Genomic DNA, 21,824 nt, shown 5'->3' with positions numbered 1-21,824 from the left:
GAGTTCACGCACGCTCGTGGCTGGGTGAGCGTGCCACTAGCCTGGGTGTCATGACCGATGTCGCTGCCCGTGTGCGCGAAGTCCTTCCGTCCGTACGTGCCGATCTCGAGGCGCTCGTCCGCATCGAGTCGGTATGGGCCGACCCCGCGCGACGTGACGAGGTCCGGCGCAGCGCGGAAGCGGTGTCGAAGTTGTTGTCCGAGGCAGGCTTCGGCGACGTCCGGATCATCAGCGAGGGCGGTGCGCCCGCGGTGATCGCGCACCATCCGGCGCCGCCCGGTGCGCCGACGGTCCTGCTGTACGCGCACCACGACGTGCAGCCCGAAGGCGACCGCGCGCAGTGGCACTCGCCGCCTTTCGAACCCACCGAACGCGACGGCCGGCTCTACGGCCGCGGCACCGCCGACGACAAGGCAGGCATCGCAACGCATCTGGCCGCGTTTCGGGCCCACGGCGGCAACCCGCCCGTCGGCGTGACGGTGTTCGTCGAGGGCGAGGAGGAGTCCGGCTCGCCGTCGCTGGGCGCCATGCTCGCCGCGCACCGGGACGAACTCGCCGCCGACGTCATCGTGATCGCCGACTCCGACAACTGGAGTCCCGATCTCCCGTCCCTTACCGTGTCGCTACGCGGCCTCGCCGATTGCGTGGTCGAGGTGGCGACGCTCGACCATGGGCTGCACTCGGGCATGTGGGGCGGGGTTGCGCCCGACGCCGTGACCGCACTGATCCGCCTGCTGGCCAGCCTGCACGACGACGACGGGAACGTCGCCGTCGAGGGTCTGCACGAGGCGTCGGCGGCTGACGTCGACTTCCCGGCCGAACGGGTGCGGCGCGACGCGGGACTGCTCGACGGCGTCCGCGAGATCGGTTCCGGCAGTGTGGTGCAGCGGCTGTGGGCCAAGCCCGCGATCACCGTGATCGGCATCGACACCACGCCGATCGCCTCGGCGTCGAACACCCTGATCCCGCGGGCGCGCGCCAAGGTCAGCATGCGCGTCGCTCCCGGGGGCGACGCCGCCGAACACCTGGCGGCTCTCACCCGTCACCTCGAGCAGCACGCGCCGTGGGGTGCCCGGGTGACCGTGACCCCCGGCGACGTCGGTCAGCCGTATGCGATCGACGCGACCGGCCCGGTCTACGACGCCGCGCGTGCGGCCTTCCGCCAGGCGTGGGGTGCCGACGCCATCGACGCGGGCGTAGGCGGCTCCATCCCGTTCATCGCCGAGTTCGCCAAGGCCTACCCGGAGGCGAAGATCCTCGTGACCGGCGTCGAGGACCCAGACACGCAGGCGCACAGCATCAACGAGAGCCTGCACCTCGGGGTCCTGGAACGCGCCGCGACGGCCGAGGCGCTGCTGTTGGAGTCGCTTGCCGGCGGGCAGGAGCGCAGCGACCGGGGTCTGTAGAACGCGGCTAGACCGAGATGTCGCGGCGCAGCTTCGCGACGTGCCCCGTGGCCTTGACGTTGTACTGGGCGACCTCGATCTTGCCCTGTTCGTCGACGACGAACGTCGAGCGGATCACGCCCTGGACGGTCTTGCCGTACATGGTCTTCTCGCCGAAGGCGCCCCACGCGGTCAGCACCGAGCGGTCCGGGTCGGACAGCAGCGGGAAGGTCAGGCCTTCCTTGTCGCGGAACTTGGCGAGCTTCTCGGGCTTGTCGGGGGAGATGCCGACCACGTCGAGGCCTGCATCGTTCAGTTCGGCGAGGTTGTCGCGGAAGTCGCAGGCCTGCTTCGTGCACCCGGGCGTGGAGGCCGCGGGGTAGAAGTACACGACGACCTTGCGACCCTTGAAATCCCCGAGAGCGACGGTGTTGCCGTCGGCATCGGTCAGGCTGAACGCGGGGGCGGTGTCGCCTACCTGGAGGCGGGGCGTCGGTGCCATGCGTGATTCCCTTCGGTTCGGCCGTGCTCGCAGTCGGCGGTCGCCGGGGCGAGCGACGCGACGGGGTAGCGCCTGAACTAGGGTAGTGCGACAAGGCGCGAGGCGAGTTGGAGGGCTGACGTGGCGGATAGAGATCCGGACACCATCAAGCGGGATATCGACCAGGCGCGCGATCAGTTGGCCTCGACGGTGGATGCGCTGGCGGTTCGCGCCAATCCCCGTCGGATCGCCGACGACGTGAAGGCCGCCGCGCTGGACTTCGTCAAGAAGCCCGCGGTGGCAGCCTCGCTTGCCGGCCTGGGTGCCGTGGTGCTCGTCGTCTTCGTCAAGCGCGTCAGGAATCGCTGACCAGCCGAGTTCAGCGGCGGTTCGGCCTGAAGAGGTTTGCGAACCAGGAGCGGGGCGGGTTGGCCCGCAGGCCCAAGCGGCTGCAATTGTGGATCGCCAAGAGTTCGGGTGCCGTCGCGTCCTCGTCATCGACTTCGGCCGCAAGCGTGGAGGTCGATGCGCTGGATGTTCTCATCTAGCTAAGACCTCGCTTCCCCGGTTAGCTGCTGTCAGGCGTCTTGCCCGGATGGTCACCAGCTAACTCCGACTGTACCAGGCTTACCCGGCTTTGTAGCCGGTGAAACGCGACGAACTGCCTGATCAACGACTTACGCTACGTCCCGTATCGATACGATTCGGCGGCAAAACCGCCGCTGTGCAGGCGAATCCAGCACACCCAGAAACGCCTTGCTAGCTGCGCATGGGCGAAATTGCCGGGGCGTCAGCGGCAATTTCAGGTGGGCGTTGCGGCAAAGGGGTAGCCGGCGAGTTGTGAGCTACGTCATCCGAGGCCAGGGTGTCGGGAAACGACGAAGACCCCGCCGTGGCGGGGTCTTCGAGTGGTGCGCCGTCAGGGTTTCGAACCCCGGACCCGCTGATTAAGAGTCAGCTGCTCTACCAACTGAGCTAACGGCGCGCGTGAGAGACGATAACAGGCGGCGCGGCGCAGGTGAAATCACGCCGTCAGACGACCGTCACGAGGGCCAAATGTAACGATCGCGCCGTTGTCGGCGGTTTCCCTTAGACTATTGCCAACAACTGACGCCGGTCGTCGTCACGTTGAATCCTGAGTCGTGAGGTGGAGCCAATCATGTGGCGAGTCCATTCGGTGACCCGTCCGCGTCGCCGCCCGGCGCTGATGGTGTCCCTTCTGCTGGTGCCTGCCGTGGTGCTGGGACTGAGCGGCTGCAACAGCTCGCCGTCCGCTGCGCCTCAGCCCGAGACCATCGCCGACAAGGGCACGCCGTTCGGCGATCTGTTGGTGCCGAAGCTGACGTCGTCGGTCACCGACGGAGCGGTCGGGGTGACGGTCGACTCGCCCGTGACCGTGCAGGCCGAGGACGGGGTGCTGGGCGCGGTCACCATGACCGACGAAGACGGCGCCAACGTCGTGGGCGCGCTCAGCAAGGACGGGCTGACCTGGACCACCACCGATCCGCTCGACTACAACGCGCGCTACACCCTCAACGCTCAGTCGCTCGGTCTCGGTGGCGTCACCAATCGGTCGATGACGTTCCAGACCCACTCGCCCGAGAACCTGACGATGCCCTACGTCCTGCCGAACGATGGCGAGGTCGTCGGTGTCGGCCAGCCCATCGCGATCCGGTTCGACGAGAACATCCCAAACCGGGTGGCCGCGGAGAACTCCATCAAGGTCGTCACCACCCCCGAGGTGGATGGGGCGTTCTACTGGCTCAGTAACCAAGAGGTCCGATGGCGTCCCGCGCAGTACTGGAAGCCGGGCACCATCGTCGAGGTCGCGGTGAACACCTACGGCGTCGACCTGGGCGACGGTCTTTTCGGGCAGGACAACGTCAGCACTCGCTTCACCATCGGCGACGAGGTCATCGCCACGGCGGACGACGACACGAAGACGCTGACCGTCCGCCGCAACGGCGAGGTCATCAAGACCATGCCGATCTCGATGGGCAAGAGCAGCACGCCCACCAACAACGGCACGTACATCGTCGGGGATCGCTACTCGCACCTGGTCATGGATTCCTCGACCTACGGCGTGCCGTCTAACTCGCCGAACGGCTACCGCACCGAGGTCGACTGGGCGACCCAGATGTCCTACAGCGGCATCTACGTCCACGGCGCCCCGTGGTCGGTGGGCAGCCAGGGCTACAGCAACGTGAGTCACGGCTGCCTGAACGTCAGCACGAGCAACGCGAAGTGGTTCTACGAGAACACCAAGCGCGGCGACATCGTCGACGTCACCAATACCGTCGGATCGGTCCTGCCGGGCACCGACGGCCTGGGTGACTGGAACATCCCGTGGGAGCAGTGGAAGGCCGGCAACGCCGACGTCTAGACCCGAACCGGACCCAACGAAACGGGCCCGCCGCACTGAGTGCGGCGGGCCCGTTCCGTTACCGGGGTGGCTGACGGGACTCGAACCCGCGACAGCCAGGATCACAACCTGGTGCTCTACCAACTGAACTACAGCCACCATCGCCGCCGACCCGAAGTGGGCACTGCGGCGTCGTAGATACTAGCCGCTCGGACGCTCGGTAGCCGAATCGATTGTCACTTCGCCGTTGCCGACGGGCCCGAGGTCGGCCGCGACGGCCGCGATGTCGCTGGTCGCGGGTCCCGGAGCAGGCACGAATGCGGTGCGGCGGTAGTACTTCAACTCGCGGATCGACTCGTGGATGTCGGCCAGGGCGCGGTGCGCGAGCCCCTTCTCGGGCTGGCCGAAGTAGATCCGCGGGTACCAGCGCCTGCAGAGTTCCTTGATGGAGCTGACGTCGATCATGCGGTAGTGCAGGTAGCCGTCGAGGGTCGGCATGTCGCGGGCGATGAAACCCCGATCGGTCGCGATGGAGTTGCCGCACAGCGGTGCGGTGTTGGGGGCCTTGACGTGGGTGCGGATGTAGTCCAGCACCATCTCCTCGGCGGCACCGAGGCTGGTCGTCGACGCGCGCACCTCGTTGGTGAGGCCCGACTTGCGGTGCATCGTCGCGACCACGTCGATCATGCCGTCGAGCGCCTCGTCGTCGGTGTGGATGACGACGTCGATGCCGTCGCCCAGCACGTTGAGTTCCGAGTCGGTCACCAGGGCGGCGATCTCGATGAGTCGGTCAGACCCGAGATCGAGGCCGGTCATCTCGCAGTCGATCCACACCAGTTCGTCGCGCACGAGGTTCCACAGTATTCCCACCGTCCGACGGTGTCGTCGCGACCACCTCTCACGTGCCCCCACGGCCGGATGGCACGACTAGGGTTCGCCGCATGACAGCAGACCCGTCGACCGCCCCCGCACAGCAGATCGCCGCTGGCTACGCCTTCGAAGGACCCGCCCTCGAGCTGGGGACGGTGATCGTCGACGGCGTGGTCGACCCGTCGGCCCGGGTCCGCATCCCGCTTGCCACGGTCAACCGGCACGGACTGGTCGCCGGTGCGACGGGTACCGGCAAGACGAAGTCACTGCAGATGATCGCCGAGCAATTGTCGGCGGCCGGCGTGCCCGTGCTGATGGCCGACGTCAAGGGCGACCTGTCCGGCCTGTCGCGCCCGGGTGCGGCGGGGGACAAGACGACCCAGCGCGCCGCCGACACGGGCGACGCGTGGACGGCGACCGCGTATCCCGTCGAGTTCCTCTCGCTCGGCACCGGCGGCGTCGGCGTGCCGGTGCGCGCCACCGTCACCAGCTTCGGGCCCATCTTGCTGTCCAAGGTGCTCGGTCTGAACGCCACCCAGGAGTCGACCCTCGGCTTGATCTTCCACTTCGCCGACCAGAACGGGTTGGCGTTGCTCGATCTCAAGGATCTCCGCGCGGTCATCCAGTACCTGACGAGCGACGAGGGCAAGCCGGAGCTGAAGGCTCTCGGCGCGGTGTCGACCACCACCGCGGGGGTGATCCTGCGCGCGCTGGTCAACCTCGAGGCCGAGGGCGGCGACACGTTCTTCGGCGAACCCGAACTCGAGCCCGAGGACCTGATGCGGCGCGACGCGCAGGGCCGCGGCGTCATCACGCTGCTGGAACTCAGAAATCAGGCCGCCCGGCCGGTGCTGTTCTCGACGTTTCTGATGTGGGTGCTCGCCGACCTGTTCACCACGCTGCCCGAGGTGGGCGACGTCGAGAAGCCCAACCTGGTGTTCGTGTTCGACGAGGCGCACCTGCTGTTCACCGACGCGTCCAAGGCGTTCCTCGAGCAGGTCGAGCAGACGGTGAAGCTGATCCGCTCCAAGGGCGTGGGCGTGTTCTTCTGCACCCAACTCCCCACCGACGTGCCGAACGACGTCCTCTCGCAGCTCGGAGCGCGCATCCAGCACGCGCTGCGGGCGTTCACCCCGGACGACGAGAAGGCGCTCAGGAAGACCGTGCGCACCTACCCGAAGACCGCGGCCTACGACCTGGGCGAGGCGCTGACGTCGTTGGGCATCGGCGAGGCCGTGGTCACGGTGCTCTCCGAGACGGGGGCGCCGACGCCGGTCGCGTGGACTCGGATGCGCGCGCCGCGCTCTCTGATGGACACCATCGGCCCCGACGCGATCAGCGCTGCGGCCACGGCGTCGCCGTTGCAGGCGGAGTACGGGCAAACGATCGACCGGGAGTCGGCCTACGAGCGGCTCAGCGCCCGAGTGGCCCCGCCGGAACCCGTCGACCTGCCGCCACCGGTGCCGCAGTGGGACGGGCCAGTGGCGTCGGACGAGCGAGCCGAGCCAGGGATGATGGAGAAGGTGATCGGTAGCCCGGCCTTCAAGAGCGCGATGCGCTCGGCCGGCACCGTCATCGGCCGCGAGATCACCCGCAGCATCTTCGGCACCGGCCGGCGCCGACGTCGGCGCTGAGCCGGGCTACTCGCCGCCCAGCTTCTTGTAGACCGCGCCGACGATCGGCGTGACGATCGAGCGGGGGGCGTAACCGCTCGCAACCGACATCGCCTTCGACGTCACGCCCGGCACGACGCGCATCTTGTTGCGCTCCAAGCCGTCGAGCGACACCTTCGCGGTGTACTCGGTGTCGATCCACAGGAAGTCCGGGATCAACTTCTCGACGAGCGACTGCTCGTCGGGGTCGGGCAGTTCAGTGCGGACCGGTCCGGGAGCCAGCACGGTCACGTTGATGCCGAGTGGCTTGACCTCACCGCGCAGCGACTCGCTGAACGTGTTCACGAAGGCCTTCGTCGCCGCGTACGTCGCGTTGTTCGGGATCGGTGAATTGCCCGCAGCGGAGCCGGAGATCAGGATGCCGCCTGCCCGGCGCTCCACCATGCCGGGCAACACCGCCAGCACCAGGTCGTGCACGCCGAGGACGTTCAGCTGCACCTGGTCCTTCTCGCCCTGGGCGTCGAGCTTCGCGACTGCGCCGAAGGTGGCGGTCCCGGCGTTGGCGCACAGGATCGACACGTGGCGTCCGGCCAACTCGTCGCAGAACGCGCCGCGTGCGGCGGGGTCGGCGAGGTCGACGGCGCGCACCTCGACCGTCACGCCGTACCGCTCGGTCAGCCGGGCGGCCAGCGCCGTCAGCACCTCCTCGCGCCGGGCGGTGACGATCAGATGGTGCCCGCGGGCGGCGAGTTCGGTCGCCAGCGCCTCGCCGATGTTCTGCGAGGCGCCGGTGACGACGGCACGGGCGTCGGGGTGGGGAGCGGGTACTGGCATGGCGCCAATCGTAGGGACCAATAGAGTGCACCCATGAGCAGCCCCGACCCGGGCTCGCCGACTCCCGGGCGGTCACGCATTGCGGCGTGGGCTCTCTGGGACTGCGGCGCCACCGGTGTGAACGCGATCGTCGTCACCTTCGTGTTCTCCGTGTACCTCACCGGGCAGGTCGGCCAGGGCATCGGCGGGTCGACGACGCCGGCGGAGTGGCTGGGCCGGGCACTGACGATCTCAGGGCTGGTGGTCGCGGTGCTGGCTCCGGCGACGGGTATCTGGGTCGACGCCGTTCATCGCAGACGCCGGGTGCTGACCGCGCTGACGGGTGCGGCGATCGTGCTGACGGCGTCGTTGAGCATGATCCGCGACGACCCCTCCTACTTGTGGCTCGGCCTGGCGCTGTTGGCGTGCACCGCCGCGTGCAGTGACCTGGCGACGGTGCCATACAACGCGATGCTCGGTGAGCTGTCCACGCCCGCGACGTCAGGCAGGGTCTCTGGATTCGGTTCGGCAGCAGGCTATTTCGGGAGCGTTGCGCTGCTGCTGATGGTCTACCTCGGGTTGATCGCCGGTGAGGGCGACACCCGCGGGCTGCTCGGGATCTCCGCCGCCGACGGCTGGCCGGTGCGGCTGGCGATGCTGTTGACCGCCGCGTGGTTCGCCCTGTTCGCCCTGCCGCTGCTACTGACCCGACGCACCGAGACCCCGCTGCAGACCGGTCCCAAGATCACCTTTCTCGGCGCCTACCGCCGGTTGTGGGCCGAATTGTCCGATCAGTGGCGCCGCGATCACAACATCGTCTACTACCTGGTCGCGAGCGCCATCTTCCGCGACGGGCTCACCGGGATCTTCACGTTCGGCGCGGTTCTCGGCGTCACGGTGTACGGGCTGTCCCAGGCCGACGTGCTGCTGTTCGGCGTGTGCGCGTGCGTCGTCGCCGCCGTGGGAGCGGTGCTGGGTGGGTTGCTCGACGACCGGGTCGGATCCAAGCCGGTGATCGTCGGGTCGCTGGCCTCGATGGTGGTCGTGGCTGCGGTGTTGATGACCCTCGACGGTCCTGCCGGATTCTGGACGTGTGGTCTGCTGCTGTGTCTGTTCGTCGGGCCGACCCAGTCGTCGGCGCGCACGCAGATGTTGCGCCTGACGCCGGAGGGCAAGGAGGGGGCCGCGTTCGGCCTCTACACCACGACAGGGCGTGCCGCGGCGCCGCTCGCGCCGTGGTTCTTCGCGACGTTCATCGCGGTGTTCGGCACCGACCGCGCCGGTATGGGCGGACTGCTCACCGTGCTGGCGCTCGGTCTGGTGGCGATGCTGCTGGTGAAGACGCCTACGTCACACCGGACTGCATACAGTGAGGCCTGACCCCGTGCGTTGCTGAATTGGCGTGCCGTTCACCGAGATCGAGCAGCTGATGTCCCGGCCCACGTTGATGATGCTGACGCTGGCGGACTGCCGTGCCGGGGCGCTGAGTCGAACTTCCTTGCTCCACGGCAACACCACGTTGAACTCGGTCTGGAACATGCCGCCGCTGTCGATGTAGGTGATGTTGATCGCGCGTCCCTCGCCCGCCACGTCGTACAGGACGGTCTCGGTGGTTCCCGGCGTAGCCGATTCGCCAGGCGCCGTGGACGTCCCCGGCGGCGGGATCGGCAGTGGGGTGGGCGACGCGGTCGTCGTCGGAGTGCGCGTCGTGGTCCGGGGCGCCGTGCTGAACGACGGCTCGGTCGGACCGTTCGGCGGAGCCACGACGGTCTCCTGCTGGGAACTGTTCACGATCACCAGCGCGATGAGGAGGCCGACGACGATGACCACCGACAGCGCTGCCAACGCCCACAGCCACATGCCGCGGCCGGGTCCGCCGTCGCCTGGATCGCCGGGCGGCACCTCCGGCTGCATCCCGAACTGCTCGGTGGGTGGCGGCTGGTAGGCGTATGGGGAGTAGGGCGGCAGGTTCTGCGTGTGTCCCTGCGGTGGTGGGGCCTGGTACGGGTTGGGGTACGACGGCCCGTACGGGGCCTGGTTGGCGTACGCCGGGTCGCTGTAACCGGGGTGGCCGTACGACAACGGCTGCGTCGGCTCCGGCCCGTCGCGTCGTCCTGGATCGGTCATTCCCACCTCATGTGCGCCAAGGGTACCCGCGCCTCACCGGGCCTGGCAGCGACGCGAACCCCGGTGCTTACAGCGTTTAACAAATTTTTCGCGAGGGTAAACCAAGATCACGCGCCATGGTGGCGCGCAGGAGTGGAGGCCCATCATGCGGATTCTCAGCGTCATCGTTGTCATCTGGCTGTTGATCGGCGTGGTCGCCACGTTCCAACGCGGCTACTTCGAGTCGTCGGCGAACAACTGCGGCACTGCGGGCACCATCGCCTTGACGGTGGTGGCAGGTCCGCTGAACTACGCGGGCGTCAACCCGAAGGTGACCGACTGCAAGCTCCCCGAGCCCAGTCAGTGATCGACGCGTCTCGATGCACGTGATCGTGAATGGAAGGGGCTCATCGTGATCGCACTCGGAGTCGTCCTACTGGTACTCGGACTGATCTTCTCGGTCCCGATCTTGACCTACATCGGAGTCGTCGCGCTGGTGATCGGCGCGGTGTTCTGGATCCTCGGCGCAGTCGGCCACGCGGTCGGTGGCCGCAGAGTCTGGTACTAGTTCCGACCACGCGACGTCAACGCCGCCACGGTCATCGCACGCAACACTGCGCGCGACGACCGTGGCGGCGTCGTCTGTCTGATGGCGTGCGGCGTGGAGTTGAGTAGTCCGAAGCCTGCGTGAGCCATGAGTCTGGCGTCGTCCTCGTCGAGTTCGCCGTCGAGACGCCGCAGCACGTCGACCCAGATCTCGACGTACTGACGCTGCGCCTTGCGAACCTGGCGTTTGGCCGCGGCGGGCAGGTGCCCGAGGTCGCGGTCTTGGATGCGGATGAGGTCTGACTCGCCGAACGCGAAGTCGAGGTGGAAGTCGATCAGCCCGTCGAGGGCGGCCGCGGCATCGGGGGCGTTCCGGACGACGTTCGTGCCGCCGTCGAGCAGACGCGTGCTGATCCCGACGAGGATCTCGACGAGCAGTCCCTCCTTGTTCGAGAAGTGCCGGTAGATCGCCGGTCCGCTGACGCCGGCGGCGGCGCCGATGTCCTCGAGCCGGACCGACAGATACCCACGCTCGGCGATCAGGCGCTCGGCGGCGGCGATGATCTGGCTGCGCCGATCCGACTTGGCTCTGCTGCGGGAGGTTTCACCGGCCCCCGCCGACGAGGCGCGCGCACTGGTCGTCACATCGTCTCCTCGAAGCCGGTAGACATTTGGGTTAATCGTCACTAACATCCTACGAGTTAGTCACCATTAACTCAACTGAAGTGGGTGCCCCGATGGCGACGCGGGTTTCGCATCGCGAGCAACACCTCGTTCTCGTCGAGCAATTGCAGACCAAGCTCACCGCCGCCGCCCGCGGCGGGTCGGAGCGGTCCAGGGAACGGCACGTCAGCCGCGGCAAGCTGTTGCCGCGTGAGCGGGTCGACGGTCTCCTCGACCCGGGTTCGCCGTTCCTCGAGATCGCCCCGTTGGCCGCCGACGGCATGTACGACGACGAATGTCCCGGCGCCGGAATGATCGCGGGCATTGGGCGGGTTTCGGGACGCGAGTGCATGGTCGTCGCCAACGACGCGACCGTCAAAGGCGGCACCTACTACCCGATCACGGTCAAGAAACACCTGCGGGCGCAGGAGATCGCCGGCCAGAATCGGCTGCCGTGCGTCTATCTCGTCGACTCCGGTGGCGCCTTCCTGCCCCGGCAGGACGAGGTGTTCCCCGACCGCGATCACTTCGGGCGGATCTTCTTCAATCAGGCCAACCTGAGCGCGCAGGGCATTCCGCAGATCGCCGCGGTGATGGGGTCGTGCACGGCAGGCGGCGCGTACGTGCCCGCCATGAGCGATGAAGCCGTCATCGTCCGCAATCAGGGCACGATCTTCCTCGGCGGACCGCCGCTGGTGAAGGCCGCCACCGGCGAGGTGGTGAGCGCCGAGGACCTGGGCGGCGGAGACCTGCACGCCAAGGTCTCCGGCGTCACCGACCACCTGGCCCACGACGACCGCGACGCCCTGCGCATCGTGCGTCGCATCGTCGCCACCCTCGGTCCGCGGACACCCACGCCGTGGGACGTCGCGCCGACCGTCGACCCGATCGCCGATCAGGCGGAGTTGTACGACGTCGTGCCGATCGACTCGCGGGTGCCCTACGACGTGCACGAGGTCATCGGACGCATCGTCGACGGCGGCGAATTCACCGAGTTCAAGGCCGAATACGGCACCACGCTGGTCACCGGGTTCGCCCGCATCCACGGTCACCCGGTCGGGATCGTCGCCAACAACGGCGTGCTGTTCGGCGAATCCGCCATGAAGGGCGCGCACTTCATCGAGTTGTGCGACAAGCGGTCGACGCCACTGCTGTTCCTGCAGAACATCGCTGGCTTCATGGTGGGCCGCGACTACGAGGCGGGCGGCATCGCCAAGCACGGGGCGAAGATGGTCACGGCCGTGGCGTGCGCTCGGGTGCCGAAGCTGACGGTGGTCATCGGCGGTTCCTACGGCGCGGGCAACTACTCCATGTGCGGGCGGGCCTATTCGCCTCGGTTCCTGTGGATGTGGCCCAACGCGCGCATCTCGGTCATGGGCGGCGAGCAGGCCGCCTCGGTGCTGGCCACGGTGCGCGGGGACATGACGGCCGACGAGGAGGAGGCGTTCAAGGCGCCCATCCGCGAGCAATACGAACACCAGGGCAACCCCTACTACTCGACCGCGCGGCTGTGGGACGACGGCGTCATCGACCCGGCGGACACCAGAATCGTGGTGGGACTTGCGCTCTCGGTCGCCGCGAATGCGCCGCTGGAGCCGGTGTCCTACGGCGTCTTCAGGATGTGAGGCAATGACTCTCAACGTGTTCGATACCCGGGGCGACGCCATGTTCGATACCGTGCTCGTGGCCAACCGAGGCGAGATCGCCGTGCGGGTGATTCGCACCCTGCGCGCGATGGGCATCAGGTCGGTCGCCGTCTTCAGCGACGCCGACGCCGGGGCACTGCACGTCGCCGAAGCCGACGTCGCGGTGCGGATCGGCCCCGCCCCGGCGCGACAGAGCTACCTCGACATCGCCGCAGTGGTCGATGCCGCGCGCCGCACGGGCGCCCAGGCCGTCCACCCCGGATACGGATTCCTCTCGGAGAACGCCGAATTCGCTGCGGCGCTGCGGGACGCGGGCATCGCGTTCATCGGCCCACCGGTCACCGCCATCCAGACCATGGGCGACAAGATCACCGCCAAGGCGGCGGTGTCGGCGTTCGGCGTGCCGGTGGTGCCGGGCATCTCGCGCCCGGGGCTCACCGACGACGACCTGATCGGCGGCGTCGGCGAGGTCGGCTTCCCCGTGTTGGTCAAGCCGTCGGCAGGCGGTGGCGGCAAGGGGATGCGAGTGGTGCATGCGGCCGCCGACCTTCCTGCCGCGTTGATCTCCGCACGCCGCGAGGCCGCCGCGGCCTTCGGCGACGACACGCTGTTCATCGAACGCTTCGTGTTGAATCCCAGGCACATCGAGGTGCAGGTGGTCGCCGACGGCCACGGCAACGTCGTGCACTTCGGGGAGCGCGAGTGCAGCCTGCAGCGCCGTCACCAGAAGGTGATCGAGGAGGCGCCCTCACCGCTGCTCGACTCGGCGACGCGGGCGCGCATCGGGGCGGCGGCGTGCGACACCGCGCGCAGCGTCGACTACACCGGTGCCGGTACGGTCGAATTCATCGTTTCGGCCGACCAGCCCGACGAGTTCTTCTTCATGGAGATGAACACCCGCCTGCAGGTCGAGCACCCGGTCACCGAACTGGTCACCGGCACCGATCTCGTGGAACTCCAGGTTCGCATCGCGGCGGGGGAGCAGCTGACGCTCGAGCAGGACGACGTCGTGCTCTCGGGCCACGCCATCGAGGCGCGCGTCTACGCCGAGGATCCGGCACGGGACTTTCTGCCCACGGGCGGCACGGTACTCGACGTCGTCGAAAGCCCGCTCGCACGCAACGATTCAGGCATCCGAGTGGGCACCGTCGTCGGCAGTGACTACGACCCGATGCTGGCGAAGGTCATCGCCCATGCCGGCGACCGGGAAGGCGCCCTGCGGGCGTTGGACCGCGCCCTGGCCGGTACCGCCGTACTCGGGGTCGCCACCAACGTCGACTTCCTGCGCTTCCTGCTGGCAGACCCCGACGTGGCGGCGGGACGGTTGGACACCGGGCTGCTCGACCGCCGCCTGCCCGACTACGGCGGATCACCCGCCGACGACGACGAACTCATCGCCGCCGCCGTCCATCACTGGCTGCAGCGCTGGGCCGGGGCCGACAACGACCCGTGGTCGCTACCCTCGGGCTGGCGCGCCGGCGTTCACGCCGCGACGACGATCCGCTTGCGAGCGGGCGAGCGCACCGACCACGTGCACCTCACCGGAACCCCGTCCGCGGGTACCGCCCGGATCGAGGATGGTGAATCTCGTTCCCTGGCAGCCACGCTCGCCGGGCGAGACCTCACCGTCACCCTCGACGGGCTGCGGACGGAGTACGTGGTTGCCGCCGCCGAGCACGTCACCTGGCTGCACGGTGCCGGCCGCACCACGGCGGTCGAGGAGGTCCGCGAGGCGCCGGTCCGTCCCGACGACGCGCACGCCGGAGACGCCGAACTCGTCAGCCCGATGCCAGGATCGGTCGTCGCGGTGGGCGCCGAGGACGGCGCCTCGGTGACGTCGGGGGACGTCGTCGTCACCGTCGAGGCCATGAAGATGGAACACGCCCTCTCGGCGCCCGTGGACGGCGTCGTCGAACTGCTCGTCGCCGTCGGCGACCAAGTCAAGGTGGGCCAGCCGCTGGCCCGAATCACCGTGTCGAACAAGGAGTCCGAACAATGAGCGACTTTCTGTCCACCGGCACTCTGCCGGACCACTACGAACAGCTGGCCAAGACCGTGCGCGACTTCGCGCAGAGCGTCGTCGCTCCCGTGGCGGCCAAGCACGACGCCGAGCACTCGTTCCCCTACGAGGTGGTGGCCGGCATGGCCGACATGGGTCTGTTCGGCCTGCCGTTCCCCGAGGAGTACGGCGGCATGGGCGGCGACTACTTCGCGCTGTGCCTGGCGCTGGAAGAACTCGGCAAGGTCGATCAGAGCGTTGCGATCACCCTCGAGGCCGGGGTGTCACTGGGCGCCATGCCCGTGTACCGCTTCGGCAACGACGCCCAGAAGCAGGAGTGGCTGCCGCTGCTGGCGAGTGGCAAGGCGCTGGGGGCATTCGGCCTCACCGAGGCAGGCGGCGGTTCCGATGCGGGCGCCACCAAGACCACCGCCAAGCTCGACGACGGCCACTGGGTCATCAACGGCACCAAGCAGTTCATCACCAACTCGGGCACGGACATCACCAAGCTGGTGACCGTGACCGCGGTCACCGGTGAACGCGAGGGTTCCGGAGGGCAGGAGCGGAGCGACTCGGGAAATCGGCCCGGCAAGAAGGAGATCTCGTCGATCCTGGTGCCGGTGCCCACCGAGGGCTTCACGGCCGAACCGGCGTACAACAAGGTCGGCTGGAACGCCTCCGACACCCATCCGTTGAGCTTCGACGACGTCCGCGTGCCGCAGGAGAACCTGCTCGGCGAGCAGGGTCGCGGCTACGCCAACTTCCTGCGCATCCTCGACGAGGGCCGCATCGCGATCGCGGCGCTGTCGGTCGGTGCCGCGCAGGGTTGCGTCGACGAATGCGTCCGGTACGCCAAGGAGCGTCAGGCCTTCGGTGCGGCCATCGGGACCTATCAGGCGATCGCGTTCAAGATCGCCCGCATGGAGGCACGGGCGCACGCTGCCCGCGCGGCCTACTACGACGCGGCCGCACTCATGTTGTCCGGCAAACCCTTCAAGAAGGCTGCCGCCGTCGCGAAGCTCGTCTCCAGTGAGGCCGCCATGGACAACGCACGCGACGCCACGCAGGTGTTCGGCGGCTACGGCTTCATGAACGAGTACCCGGTGGCGCGGCACTACCGCGACAGCAAGATTCTCGAGATCGGTGAGGGCACGACCGAAGTGCAGCTGATGCTGATTGCCAGGGAGGCCGGGCTGTAATGACGGATGAGACGCAGAAGAGGATTGTCACCCAGCGGGGGTTGTGGTTCGAGGAGTTCGAGACCGGTGTGCTGTACCAGCACAGGCCCGGGCGCACCATCACCGAGGCCGACAACGTCTTCTTCACCACGCTGACGATGAACACCCAGGCGCTGCACCTCGACGCCGCGTTCTCCGATGCATTGCCACCGTTCAACCAGCGGCTGGTCAACTCGATGTTCACGCTCTCCACGCTGGTCGGGCTGTCGGTCGCGCAGCTGACGCAGGGCACGATCGTCGGCAACCTGGGTTTCGGCGAAGTGGCGTTCCCCAAGCCGCTGTTCCACGGCGACACGCTCTACGCCGAGACCGAGGTGCTCGAGAAGCGCGAGTCGAAGAGCAGGCCGGGTGAGGGCATCGTCACGTTCTCCCACGTCGGGCGCAATCAGCACGGCGACGTGGTGGCCACTGCGTCGCGAAAGACCATGGTGCGCAAGCGGCCAGCGGAGGAGTCCTGATGCTCGGCACCAACGGACCAGGCTGGCTGTTCTGTCCTGCCGACCGCCCGGAGCGGTTCGAGAAGGCCGCGGCGGCGGCCGACGTCGTGATCCTCGACCTCGAGGATGGCGTCGCCGCCAAGGACCGGGAGGCCGCGCGCAGAGCGCTCGCCGAGACCCGGCTCGACCCGGCGAAGACCGTCGTGCGGGTGAACCCGGTGACGACGCCGGACCACGCCCTCGACATGAAGACCCTCACGCAAACCGATTACACGACCGTAATGCTCGCCAAGACCGAGACCGCGGAGCAGGTACGTTCGCTCGCGCCGTTCGACGTCGTGGTGCTCGTCGAGACCCCGTTGGGCGCTCTCGCCGTCACCGAGACCGCGCGCATCGACAACGCTGTCGCGGTGATGTGGGGTGCCGAGGACCTGTTCGCCGTCACCGGCGGCACCGCGAACCGATGGCCCGACGGCAGGTACCGCGACGTCGCGCAGCACGTCCGCTCGCAGACCCTGCTCGCGGCCAAGGCCTACGGCCGGTTGGCGCTGGACTCGGTGTACCTCGACATCTCCGACCTCGACGGTCTCCGTGCCGAGAGCGACGACGCGGTGGCGGTGGGTTTCGACGCCAAGGTCGCGATCCATCCGACCCAGGTGGCGGTGATTCGCTCGGCGTACACGCCGACCGACGAGCAGATCGACTGGGCACGCCGCGTCTTGGACACGGCACGCGATCAGCGCGGTGTCTTCCAGTACGAGGGCCTGATGGTGGACGCCCCCGTGCTGCGACGGGCCGAGCGAATCGTCGCGTTGGCCCCCTGAGTCGAGCGATTCGTGGAGTATCACCCGCGCTGAGCGCAGGTCTCACTCCACGAATCGCCTACTTGCGCTTGGCGGCGGCCAGACGCGCTGCGAACTCCGGCGATTCGATCGACCGCGCCTGTGGGCCGATCTCGACGTCGACTGCCTGCGCGTGCTGATCCAGGTCGACGGTGCCGGGGTTGGCCGTAGCCCGCATGGACGCCTTGGTGGCGAGGACGACGTCGCGCGGCGCCGACGCCGGGCCCGCGGCAAGCGCCCGCGCGGCAGCGACGGGATCGTCGGCGACCTCGAGCGCAAGTCCATGTCGCACAGCGCTTTCCGCGTCGAACCGCATGCCGAACAGCAGCGCTGCGCGGGCAGCCTGCGGCCCAATTGCGCGTTGCAGCATCCACGTCGCACCGCCGCCGGGGTGAATGCCCAACTTCTGGAACCTCGGGTCGAACATCGCTGCAGACCCAGCGATCCGGACGTCGGCGGCGAGCGCCAGGTTCAGGCCCGCCCCGACGGCAGCGCCGTTGACTGCGGCGATCGTCGGAAGGGTGCATTGCGCGACGGCGAGGAAACCGTCGTAGATCACGCGCAGTCCGTCCTCTGTCGCGGCACCGAGTGCGGTGAGGTCGGCGCCGGCACAAAATGCCTTGCCCGCCCCGGTGAGGATGACCGCGTGTACCTCGGTGTTCGCCTCGGCGGCTTCGACGGCGGCGCGTAGTTGGGCCGAACTCTCCGCGGTGACTGCGTTGCGGCGATCCGGGTCGTTGACGGTGATGAGCGCGACGCGGTCCTCGACCTGCGTCAGTACGAGATCGGGCATCGTCTCAGCGTAGTGACGCGCCCGTTGGTGACAGCAGAAGGGCCGTTCGGGACCTGCGACGGGTGGTCCGTGGCGTCACTCAGCCCAATTACCTGCGGTTTCCCCTCTCCGGTCACGGACGCGGTTCACCTTCGCAACGGATTCATAAACGCCCATATTGTCTAACGTGCAAATAAATAAACCGGTCCTACCTTCAGCTTGACCACAGGGTCTGAAGAGCTGGAGGACAAATGGCACCGACGAGCAAGCGCCTCACCGTGAGTGCAGTGGCAATCACGGCAATGTGCTGGCCAATGATCTTGCCGAGCGCGGTGAGCACGGCTGAGCCGGCTCACCAATCAGCGGGTAGCGGAGGTGTGCCCTGCTCGAACATGTTCCAGCAGTTCACATCGACGCCGGCCGGCGTTCCCCAGACCCTTCAGAGTGCCGCGTCAGCCTTGACCGGCGCAGGCGCGCCGGCCACGCCGGTAGTGATCCCGCCGGCGACGAACGCCGCGGCCGTTAGTGGTGGGACGGGAGCTGGCGGCGCTGCTGCGGGTGGTGGTGGAGGAGCTGGTGGTGCGGGCGCGGCCGGTGGTGGTGCGGGCGCGACCGGTGGCGGTGCGGGCGCTGGTGGCGGCGCTGCTGGTGGCGGAGCTGCCGGTGGTGGTGGAGGAGCTGGTGGTGCGGGCGCGGCCGGTGGTGCCGGCGGAGCTGGTGGCGGAGCTGCCGGTGGTGGCGCCGGAGCTGGTGGTGGAGCGGGCGCCGGTGGTGGCGGAGCCGCAGGTGGTGGCGGTGGAGCAGCCGGTGGTGGTGCAGGCGGCGGTGCGGCTGGTGCAGGCGGAGGTGGCGGTGCCGGTGGTCTCGGTGGAGCGGATGCGGCCGCACTGCAGACCGCATCGGGTGTCGTCGGTGGCGACGCGGGCGCGGCGGCACCTCTGGGCGCGGTTGACGCCAGCGCCGGTGTCGTCGGCGATGGCGGCGGTGCAGGAGCGGGTGGCGGCGCAGGCGCAGGCGGTGGTGCAGGTGTCGGCGGCGGTGGTGCTGATGTGGGACAACTCGTCGACGCGGCCGGTACCGGTGCAGGCGCGCCGATCGACACTGCAGCGGGCGTGGGAGCCCCTGTCGGAGAGGCGATTCCGGCGGCAGCTCCGGTCGGTGGCGGCGCCCCGGTCGGCGGTGGTGCTCCTGTTGGTGGCGGTGCTCCGGTTGGTGGCGGAGCCCCGGTTGGTGGTGGTGCTCCGGTTGGTGAGGTGATTCCGGCGGCCGCGCCCATTGGTGGCGGTGCTCCGGTGGGCGGTGGCGCTCCGGTCGGTGGTGGCGCACCGGTTGGTGGTGGTGCTCCCGTCGGTGGCGGTGCGCCGGTAGTCGATGGCGGAGCGGTAGCCGTGCCCGCCGCTGACGCAGGTGCGGTAGCCGCGCCCGTGGTCGATGCCGCCGCCGTTGCGGCGCCGGTCGCAGACGCAGGTGCCGTGGCCGCGCCGGTCCTGGACGCTGCCGCAATCGCGGCACCGGGCGGCGGGGGCGTCGTGGGCGGCGCGCCAGCCACGGGCGCGGTCGAGGTGGGAGTGCCGGCAGCCGTTGAGGTTCCTGCCGCCGCCACGATCGAGAACTCGGGTGCCGTGGTGGGCGGTGCGCCTGCCGCAGCCCCAGTCGTTGCCGGTGCGCCGGGAGCGGTGACGGCAGGGATTCCCGGAGTGGGCGTTCCAGGCGTCAGCGTTCCGATCGTGACGCCCCCTTCGGCAGGAACGGTGCCCCTTGGCCTGCCGTCCGCAGCGCTCGGCGCCATTCCCGGTGCGGGCGCATCCGGTGGTTCCGCTGCTACGGCCGGCGGCGGTGCCGCGGCCGCGGGTGGTGCGGGTGCGGCTAGTGCAGGCGGTGCAGCGGCCGGGGCTCCCGTGGTGGGCACGATCGACACTGCCGCAGCAACAGCGGCCCCCGCGGCAATCGACGCTGCCGGAGGCATTCCCGTCGCAGGCGGTGGCGGCGCGCCGGCAGCCGGCGGTGCCGGTGTGCCCGTCGCGGGCGGTGGCGGTGCGCCCGTGGCCGGTGGCGGCGGTGTGCCTGCCGCCGGCGGTGGCGGTGTCCCGGCGGCCGGTGGTGGTGGCGTCCCTGCAGGCGGCGGCGGCGGTGCGCCCGCGGCCGGTGGTGGCGGCCTACCCGAGGCAGCGGGACTCCCCGGGGGCGGAGGTGCGGGTGCTCCGGCGGCAGGTGGCGGAGGCGCGCCCGCTGCCGGCGTAACTGGTGGACCAGAAGTGCTGCCGCAAGCGGCCATTGACGATGCAGCCGCACGTGCGCAGCTCGACCAGAATGCTGCCCGTGCGGCAGCCGAGCAGGCCGCGGGCGTCGGTGGCGGCCAAGGCGTCGGTGGCGGCGAAGGTGCCGGCCTACCCGGGGGTCACGTTGGGATCGACGGTGGCCAGGGTGCTGCCGTAGACCAGCTAGCGGCTGTAGGGGCACCCATAGCGGGTCCTGAGGTGGCGCCGGTCGTCGACGCTGCCGCTGCTGCCGCTCCCGGCGCAGGCGGGGGCGCGGGTGGCGCAGGTGGTGGCGCTGGCGGCGGAGGCGCTGCGGGTGCCGGTGGTGGCGGAGCAGGCGCAGGCGCAGGCGGCGCCGGAGGCGGCGGAGCCGGTGGTGGCGCAGGTGCAGGCGGCGGTGCCGGTGGTGCGGGTGCAGGCGGCGGTGCCGGTGGTGCGGGTGCAGGTGGCGGCGCAGCAGGTGGCGCAGCCGGAGCCGGAGCCGGGGGCGCAGCCGGAGCCGGAGGCGCAGCAGCAGGTGGTGGTGCAGCAGGTGGGGGTGGCGGCGCAGCAGGTGGTGGCGGTGCTGCCGGAGCAGGCGCGCCGGCCGTCGTGACCCAGGCCGCCGGCGTCCCCGCCGCTGCGTCCACTGGTGTCCTTGCGCCGATGGCTGCCGTACAGCCGATCCCCGCGCAGGTCATCGCGCCGCTCACCGGTGCTGCGGCCCTGGCCACGCAGTACGTGCCGCAGCCGGCAATCGTGCCGGGGCAGGGTGGGCTGTTCGCGCTGCCCGCACTGAACCTGCCTGCGGTCAGCGGGCTGGGCATTCCGCTTCCCACGCAGATCACCATGCCCACGGACATGATCTGCACGTCGCCGGACTGGTCGGCCCCCGCAGGCCCGGCTGCTCCCGGCGGCCCGACGCCGCCGCCGGCCACTGCGCCGGCTGGCGGAAGATGGTGATGCGCAACGTCATTGACCTGATGGCGTGACGACGGTGGAACGGTTCGCTGACCGCGGCGAGAGTCGCGGGCAGCGGACCGTTCCTCGTCTGCTGGATGATTCCGTCGTCGACCACCCATGACGACGTGAACTGACGCAGGATGAATGCATGGACCTCTCTTCCTGCACTGCACTGGTCACCGGAGCCAACCGTGGGCTCGGCAGACACTTCGCCGAACAGCTCCTGCAACGCGGGGCGCGCGTCTACGCCGGCGCCCGCAACGCCGACGGCGTCGACCTGGCCGGTGCGATCCCGGTGACCATCGACGTCGCCGATCCCGGGTCGGTATCGGCCGCCGCGGAGGCGGCCGGTGACGTCACGCTGCTGATCAACAACGCCGGCATCTCGCTGGGCGCAGACCTACTGACCGGCGACCTCGACGACGTCCGCCGCGAGATGGACACCAACTACTTCGGAACCCTCTCGGTGACACGGGCGTTCGTTCCGGTGATCGAGCGCAACGGTGGCGGGGCGATGCTGAACGTGCTGTCCGTGCTGTCCTGGCTGAGTCTGCCGATGGCGGGTGGCTATTGCGCATCGAAGGCGGCCGCCTGGTCCATGACCAATGCCCTGCGGCTGCAACTCGCCGAACGCGGGATCGCCGTGACGGCACTGCACGTCGGCGCCATGGACACCGACATGATGAAGGACAGCGACGTGCCGAAGTCCGATCCCGCCGCGGTGGTGGCGCTGGCGCTCGACGGCGTCGCCGCGGGCGACCACGAAGTACTCGCCGACGACGTCAGCCGTCACGTTCGGGCGCAGTTGTCGAACGGTGTCGCCGGGGTGTACCCGCAGCTGGCGTGACGAG

General features: G+C 69.2%; 23 protein-coding genes and 2 tRNA genes. 17 read left to right on the top strand and 8 right to left on the bottom strand.

All coding sequences use genetic code 11. The annotated features are described in order from the left end of the window. Positions 1-50 precede the first annotated feature (50 nt). A complete protein-coding gene (locus tag LOK44_RS28565; protein WP_237573452.1) occupies positions 51-1,406 on the top strand; it encodes a dipeptidase in 1,356 nt (451 codons plus the stop codon). A 7-nt stretch (positions 1,407-1,413) separates the two neighbouring features. On the opposite strand, the gene bcp is transcribed toward LOK44_RS28565, so the two are convergent. Beyond that, complete coding sequence (gene bcp, locus LOK44_RS28560; protein WP_237573451.1) at positions 1,414-1,887, bottom strand: thioredoxin-dependent thiol peroxidase; 474 nt, start codon at positions 1,885-1,887, stop codon at positions 1,414-1,416. A 120-nt stretch (positions 1,888-2,007) separates the two neighbouring features. On the opposite strand from bcp, the gene LOK44_RS28555 reads away from it, so the two are divergent. After that, on the top strand, positions 2,008-2,235 hold the full coding sequence (locus LOK44_RS28555; protein WP_237573450.1) for a DUF3618 domain-containing protein: 228 nt from the start codon (positions 2,008-2,010) through the stop codon (positions 2,233-2,235). Positions 2,236-2,775: 540 nt separating this feature from the next. Here LOK44_RS28555 and LOK44_RS28550 read toward each other — a convergent pair. After that, positions 2,776-2,851, bottom strand: a tRNA-Lys gene (locus LOK44_RS28550). Between the two features lie 174 nt (positions 2,852-3,025). Here LOK44_RS28550 and LOK44_RS28545 point away from each other — a divergent pair. Then, a complete protein-coding gene (locus tag LOK44_RS28545; RefSeq protein ID WP_237573449.1) occupies positions 3,026-4,249 on the top strand; it encodes a L,D-transpeptidase in 1,224 nt (407 codons plus the stop codon). 65 nt (positions 4,250-4,314) lie between these two features. On the opposite strand, the gene LOK44_RS28540 is transcribed toward LOK44_RS28545, so the two are convergent. Together LOK44_RS28540 and orn are read right to left on the bottom strand one after the other, a co-directional pair. Continuing rightward, a tRNA-His gene (locus tag LOK44_RS28540) sits at positions 4,315-4,387 on the bottom strand. A gap of 42 nt (positions 4,388-4,429) precedes the next feature. Further along, a complete protein-coding gene (gene orn / locus LOK44_RS28535; protein ID WP_237573492.1) occupies positions 4,430-5,077 on the bottom strand; it encodes an oligoribonuclease in 648 nt (215 codons plus the stop codon). Between the two features lie 92 nt (positions 5,078-5,169). Between orn and LOK44_RS28530 the strand changes: the two genes are divergently transcribed. Further along, on the top strand, positions 5,170-6,732 hold the full coding sequence (locus LOK44_RS28530) for a helicase HerA-like domain-containing protein (RefSeq protein ID WP_237573448.1): 1,563 nt from the start codon (positions 5,170-5,172) through the stop codon (positions 6,730-6,732). A gap of 6 nt (positions 6,733-6,738) precedes the next feature. Here LOK44_RS28530 and cmrA read toward each other — a convergent pair whose 3' ends face one another. Further along, the gene (gene cmrA, locus LOK44_RS28525; protein WP_237573447.1) at positions 6,739-7,545 is read right to left on the bottom strand and encodes a mycolate reductase; all 807 of its coding nucleotides are present in this window, start codon (positions 7,543-7,545) and stop codon (positions 6,739-6,741) included. A 33-nt stretch (positions 7,546-7,578) separates the two neighbouring features. Here cmrA and LOK44_RS28520 point away from each other — a divergent pair, with 33 nt between their 5' ends. Beyond that, on the top strand, positions 7,579-8,904 hold the full coding sequence (locus LOK44_RS28520; protein WP_237573446.1) for an MFS transporter: 1,326 nt from the start codon (positions 7,579-7,581) through the stop codon (positions 8,902-8,904). Here LOK44_RS28520 and LOK44_RS28515 read toward each other — a convergent pair. Further along, a complete protein-coding gene (locus LOK44_RS28515) occupies positions 8,875-9,651 on the bottom strand; it encodes an MmpS family transport accessory protein (protein WP_237573445.1) in 777 nt (258 codons plus the stop codon). The two genes, LOK44_RS28520 and LOK44_RS28515, sit on opposite strands and share 30 nt — an antisense overlap. 145 nt (positions 9,652-9,796) lie before the next feature. Between LOK44_RS28515 and LOK44_RS28510 the strand changes: the two genes are divergently transcribed. Together LOK44_RS28510 and LOK44_RS28505 are read left to right on the top strand one after the other, a co-directional pair. Next, positions 9,797-9,997 carry a hypothetical protein gene (locus tag LOK44_RS28510; protein ID WP_237573444.1) on the top strand — a complete coding sequence of 67 codons (201 nt, stop codon included), beginning with the start codon at positions 9,797-9,799 and terminating at the stop codon, positions 9,995-9,997. Positions 9,998-10,042: 45 nt separating this feature from the next. Next, entirely contained in the window at positions 10,043-10,198 is a 156-nt protein-coding gene (locus LOK44_RS28505) for a DUF6131 family protein (RefSeq protein WP_237573443.1), read from the top strand. Here the strand turns inward: LOK44_RS28505 and LOK44_RS28500 are convergent. Continuing rightward, on the bottom strand, positions 10,195-10,821 hold the full coding sequence (locus LOK44_RS28500; protein WP_237573442.1) for an SACE_7040 family transcriptional regulator: 627 nt from the start codon (positions 10,819-10,821) through the stop codon (positions 10,195-10,197). The genes LOK44_RS28505 and LOK44_RS28500 overlap by 4 nt on opposite strands. 92 nt (positions 10,822-10,913) lie before the next feature. Here LOK44_RS28500 and LOK44_RS28495 point away from each other — a divergent pair, with 92 nt between their 5' ends. Genes LOK44_RS28495 through LOK44_RS28475 form a run of 5 tightly spaced genes read left to right on the top strand, consistent with a single transcriptional unit; the run spans position 10,914 to position 16,983 of the window. Next, the gene (locus tag LOK44_RS28495) at positions 10,914-12,464 is read left to right on the top strand and encodes a carboxyl transferase domain-containing protein (RefSeq protein WP_237573441.1); all 1,551 of its coding nucleotides are present in this window, start codon (positions 10,914-10,916) and stop codon (positions 12,462-12,464) included. A gap of 40 nt (positions 12,465-12,504) precedes the next feature. After that, positions 12,505-14,484, top strand: coding sequence for an acetyl-CoA carboxylase biotin carboxylase subunit (locus LOK44_RS28490; RefSeq protein ID WP_237573491.1), 1,980 nt, complete (start codon positions 12,505-12,507; stop codon positions 14,482-14,484). Further along, the gene (locus LOK44_RS28485; RefSeq protein WP_237573440.1) at positions 14,481-15,683 is read left to right on the top strand and encodes an acyl-CoA dehydrogenase family protein; all 1,203 of its coding nucleotides are present in this window, start codon (positions 14,481-14,483) and stop codon (positions 15,681-15,683) included. The genes LOK44_RS28490 and LOK44_RS28485 overlap by 4 nt, the downstream gene beginning before the upstream one ends. Beyond that, the gene (locus LOK44_RS28480; RefSeq protein WP_237573439.1) at positions 15,683-16,180 is read left to right on the top strand and encodes a MaoC family dehydratase; all 498 of its coding nucleotides are present in this window, start codon (positions 15,683-15,685) and stop codon (positions 16,178-16,180) included. The genes LOK44_RS28485 and LOK44_RS28480 overlap by 1 nt, the downstream gene beginning before the upstream one ends. Further along, on the top strand, positions 16,177-16,983 hold the full coding sequence (locus tag LOK44_RS28475) for an HpcH/HpaI aldolase/citrate lyase family protein (protein ID WP_283817946.1): 807 nt from the start codon (positions 16,177-16,179) through the stop codon (positions 16,981-16,983). The genes LOK44_RS28480 and LOK44_RS28475 overlap by 4 nt, the downstream gene beginning before the upstream one ends. 58 nt (positions 16,984-17,041) lie before the next feature. On the opposite strand, the gene LOK44_RS28470 is transcribed toward LOK44_RS28475, so the two are convergent. Then, complete coding sequence (locus LOK44_RS28470) at positions 17,042-17,794, bottom strand: enoyl-CoA hydratase (protein WP_237573437.1); 753 nt, start codon at positions 17,792-17,794, stop codon at positions 17,042-17,044. Positions 17,795-18,301: 507 nt separating this feature from the next. Between LOK44_RS28470 and LOK44_RS28465 the strand changes: the two genes are divergently transcribed. The 5 genes from LOK44_RS28465 to LOK44_RS28445 all read left to right on the top strand — a co-directional run bounded on the left by LOK44_RS28465 (position 18,302) and on the right by LOK44_RS28445 (position 21,820). Further along, the gene (locus LOK44_RS28465; protein WP_237573436.1) at positions 18,302-19,030 is read left to right on the top strand and encodes a hypothetical protein; all 729 of its coding nucleotides are present in this window, start codon (positions 18,302-18,304) and stop codon (positions 19,028-19,030) included. A 552-nt stretch (positions 19,031-19,582) separates the two neighbouring features. Beyond that, on the top strand, positions 19,583-20,014 hold the full coding sequence (locus tag LOK44_RS28460; RefSeq protein ID WP_237573435.1) for a hypothetical protein: 432 nt from the start codon (positions 19,583-19,585) through the stop codon (positions 20,012-20,014). Between the two features lie 294 nt (positions 20,015-20,308). Then, on the top strand, positions 20,309-20,626 hold the full coding sequence (locus LOK44_RS28455) for a hypothetical protein (RefSeq protein ID WP_237573434.1): 318 nt from the start codon (positions 20,309-20,311) through the stop codon (positions 20,624-20,626). 50 nt (positions 20,627-20,676) lie between these two features. Beyond that, positions 20,677-20,973 carry a hypothetical protein gene (locus LOK44_RS28450; RefSeq protein ID WP_237573433.1) on the top strand — a complete coding sequence of 99 codons (297 nt, stop codon included), beginning with the start codon at positions 20,677-20,679 and terminating at the stop codon, positions 20,971-20,973. 148 nt (positions 20,974-21,121) lie between these two features. After that, a complete protein-coding gene (locus tag LOK44_RS28445; protein ID WP_237573432.1) occupies positions 21,122-21,820 on the top strand; it encodes an SDR family oxidoreductase in 699 nt (232 codons plus the stop codon). The last annotated feature ends 4 nt before the right edge of the window (positions 21,821-21,824 follow it).

The organism is Mycolicibacterium lacusdiani, assembly GCF_021916785.1.
Taxonomy (GTDB): domain Bacteria; phylum Actinomycetota; class Actinomycetes; order Mycobacteriales; family Mycobacteriaceae; genus Mycobacterium; species Mycobacterium lacusdiani.
Note: the sequence above shows the minus strand (reverse complement) of the source record. Positions and strands in the feature narration are given on the sequence as shown.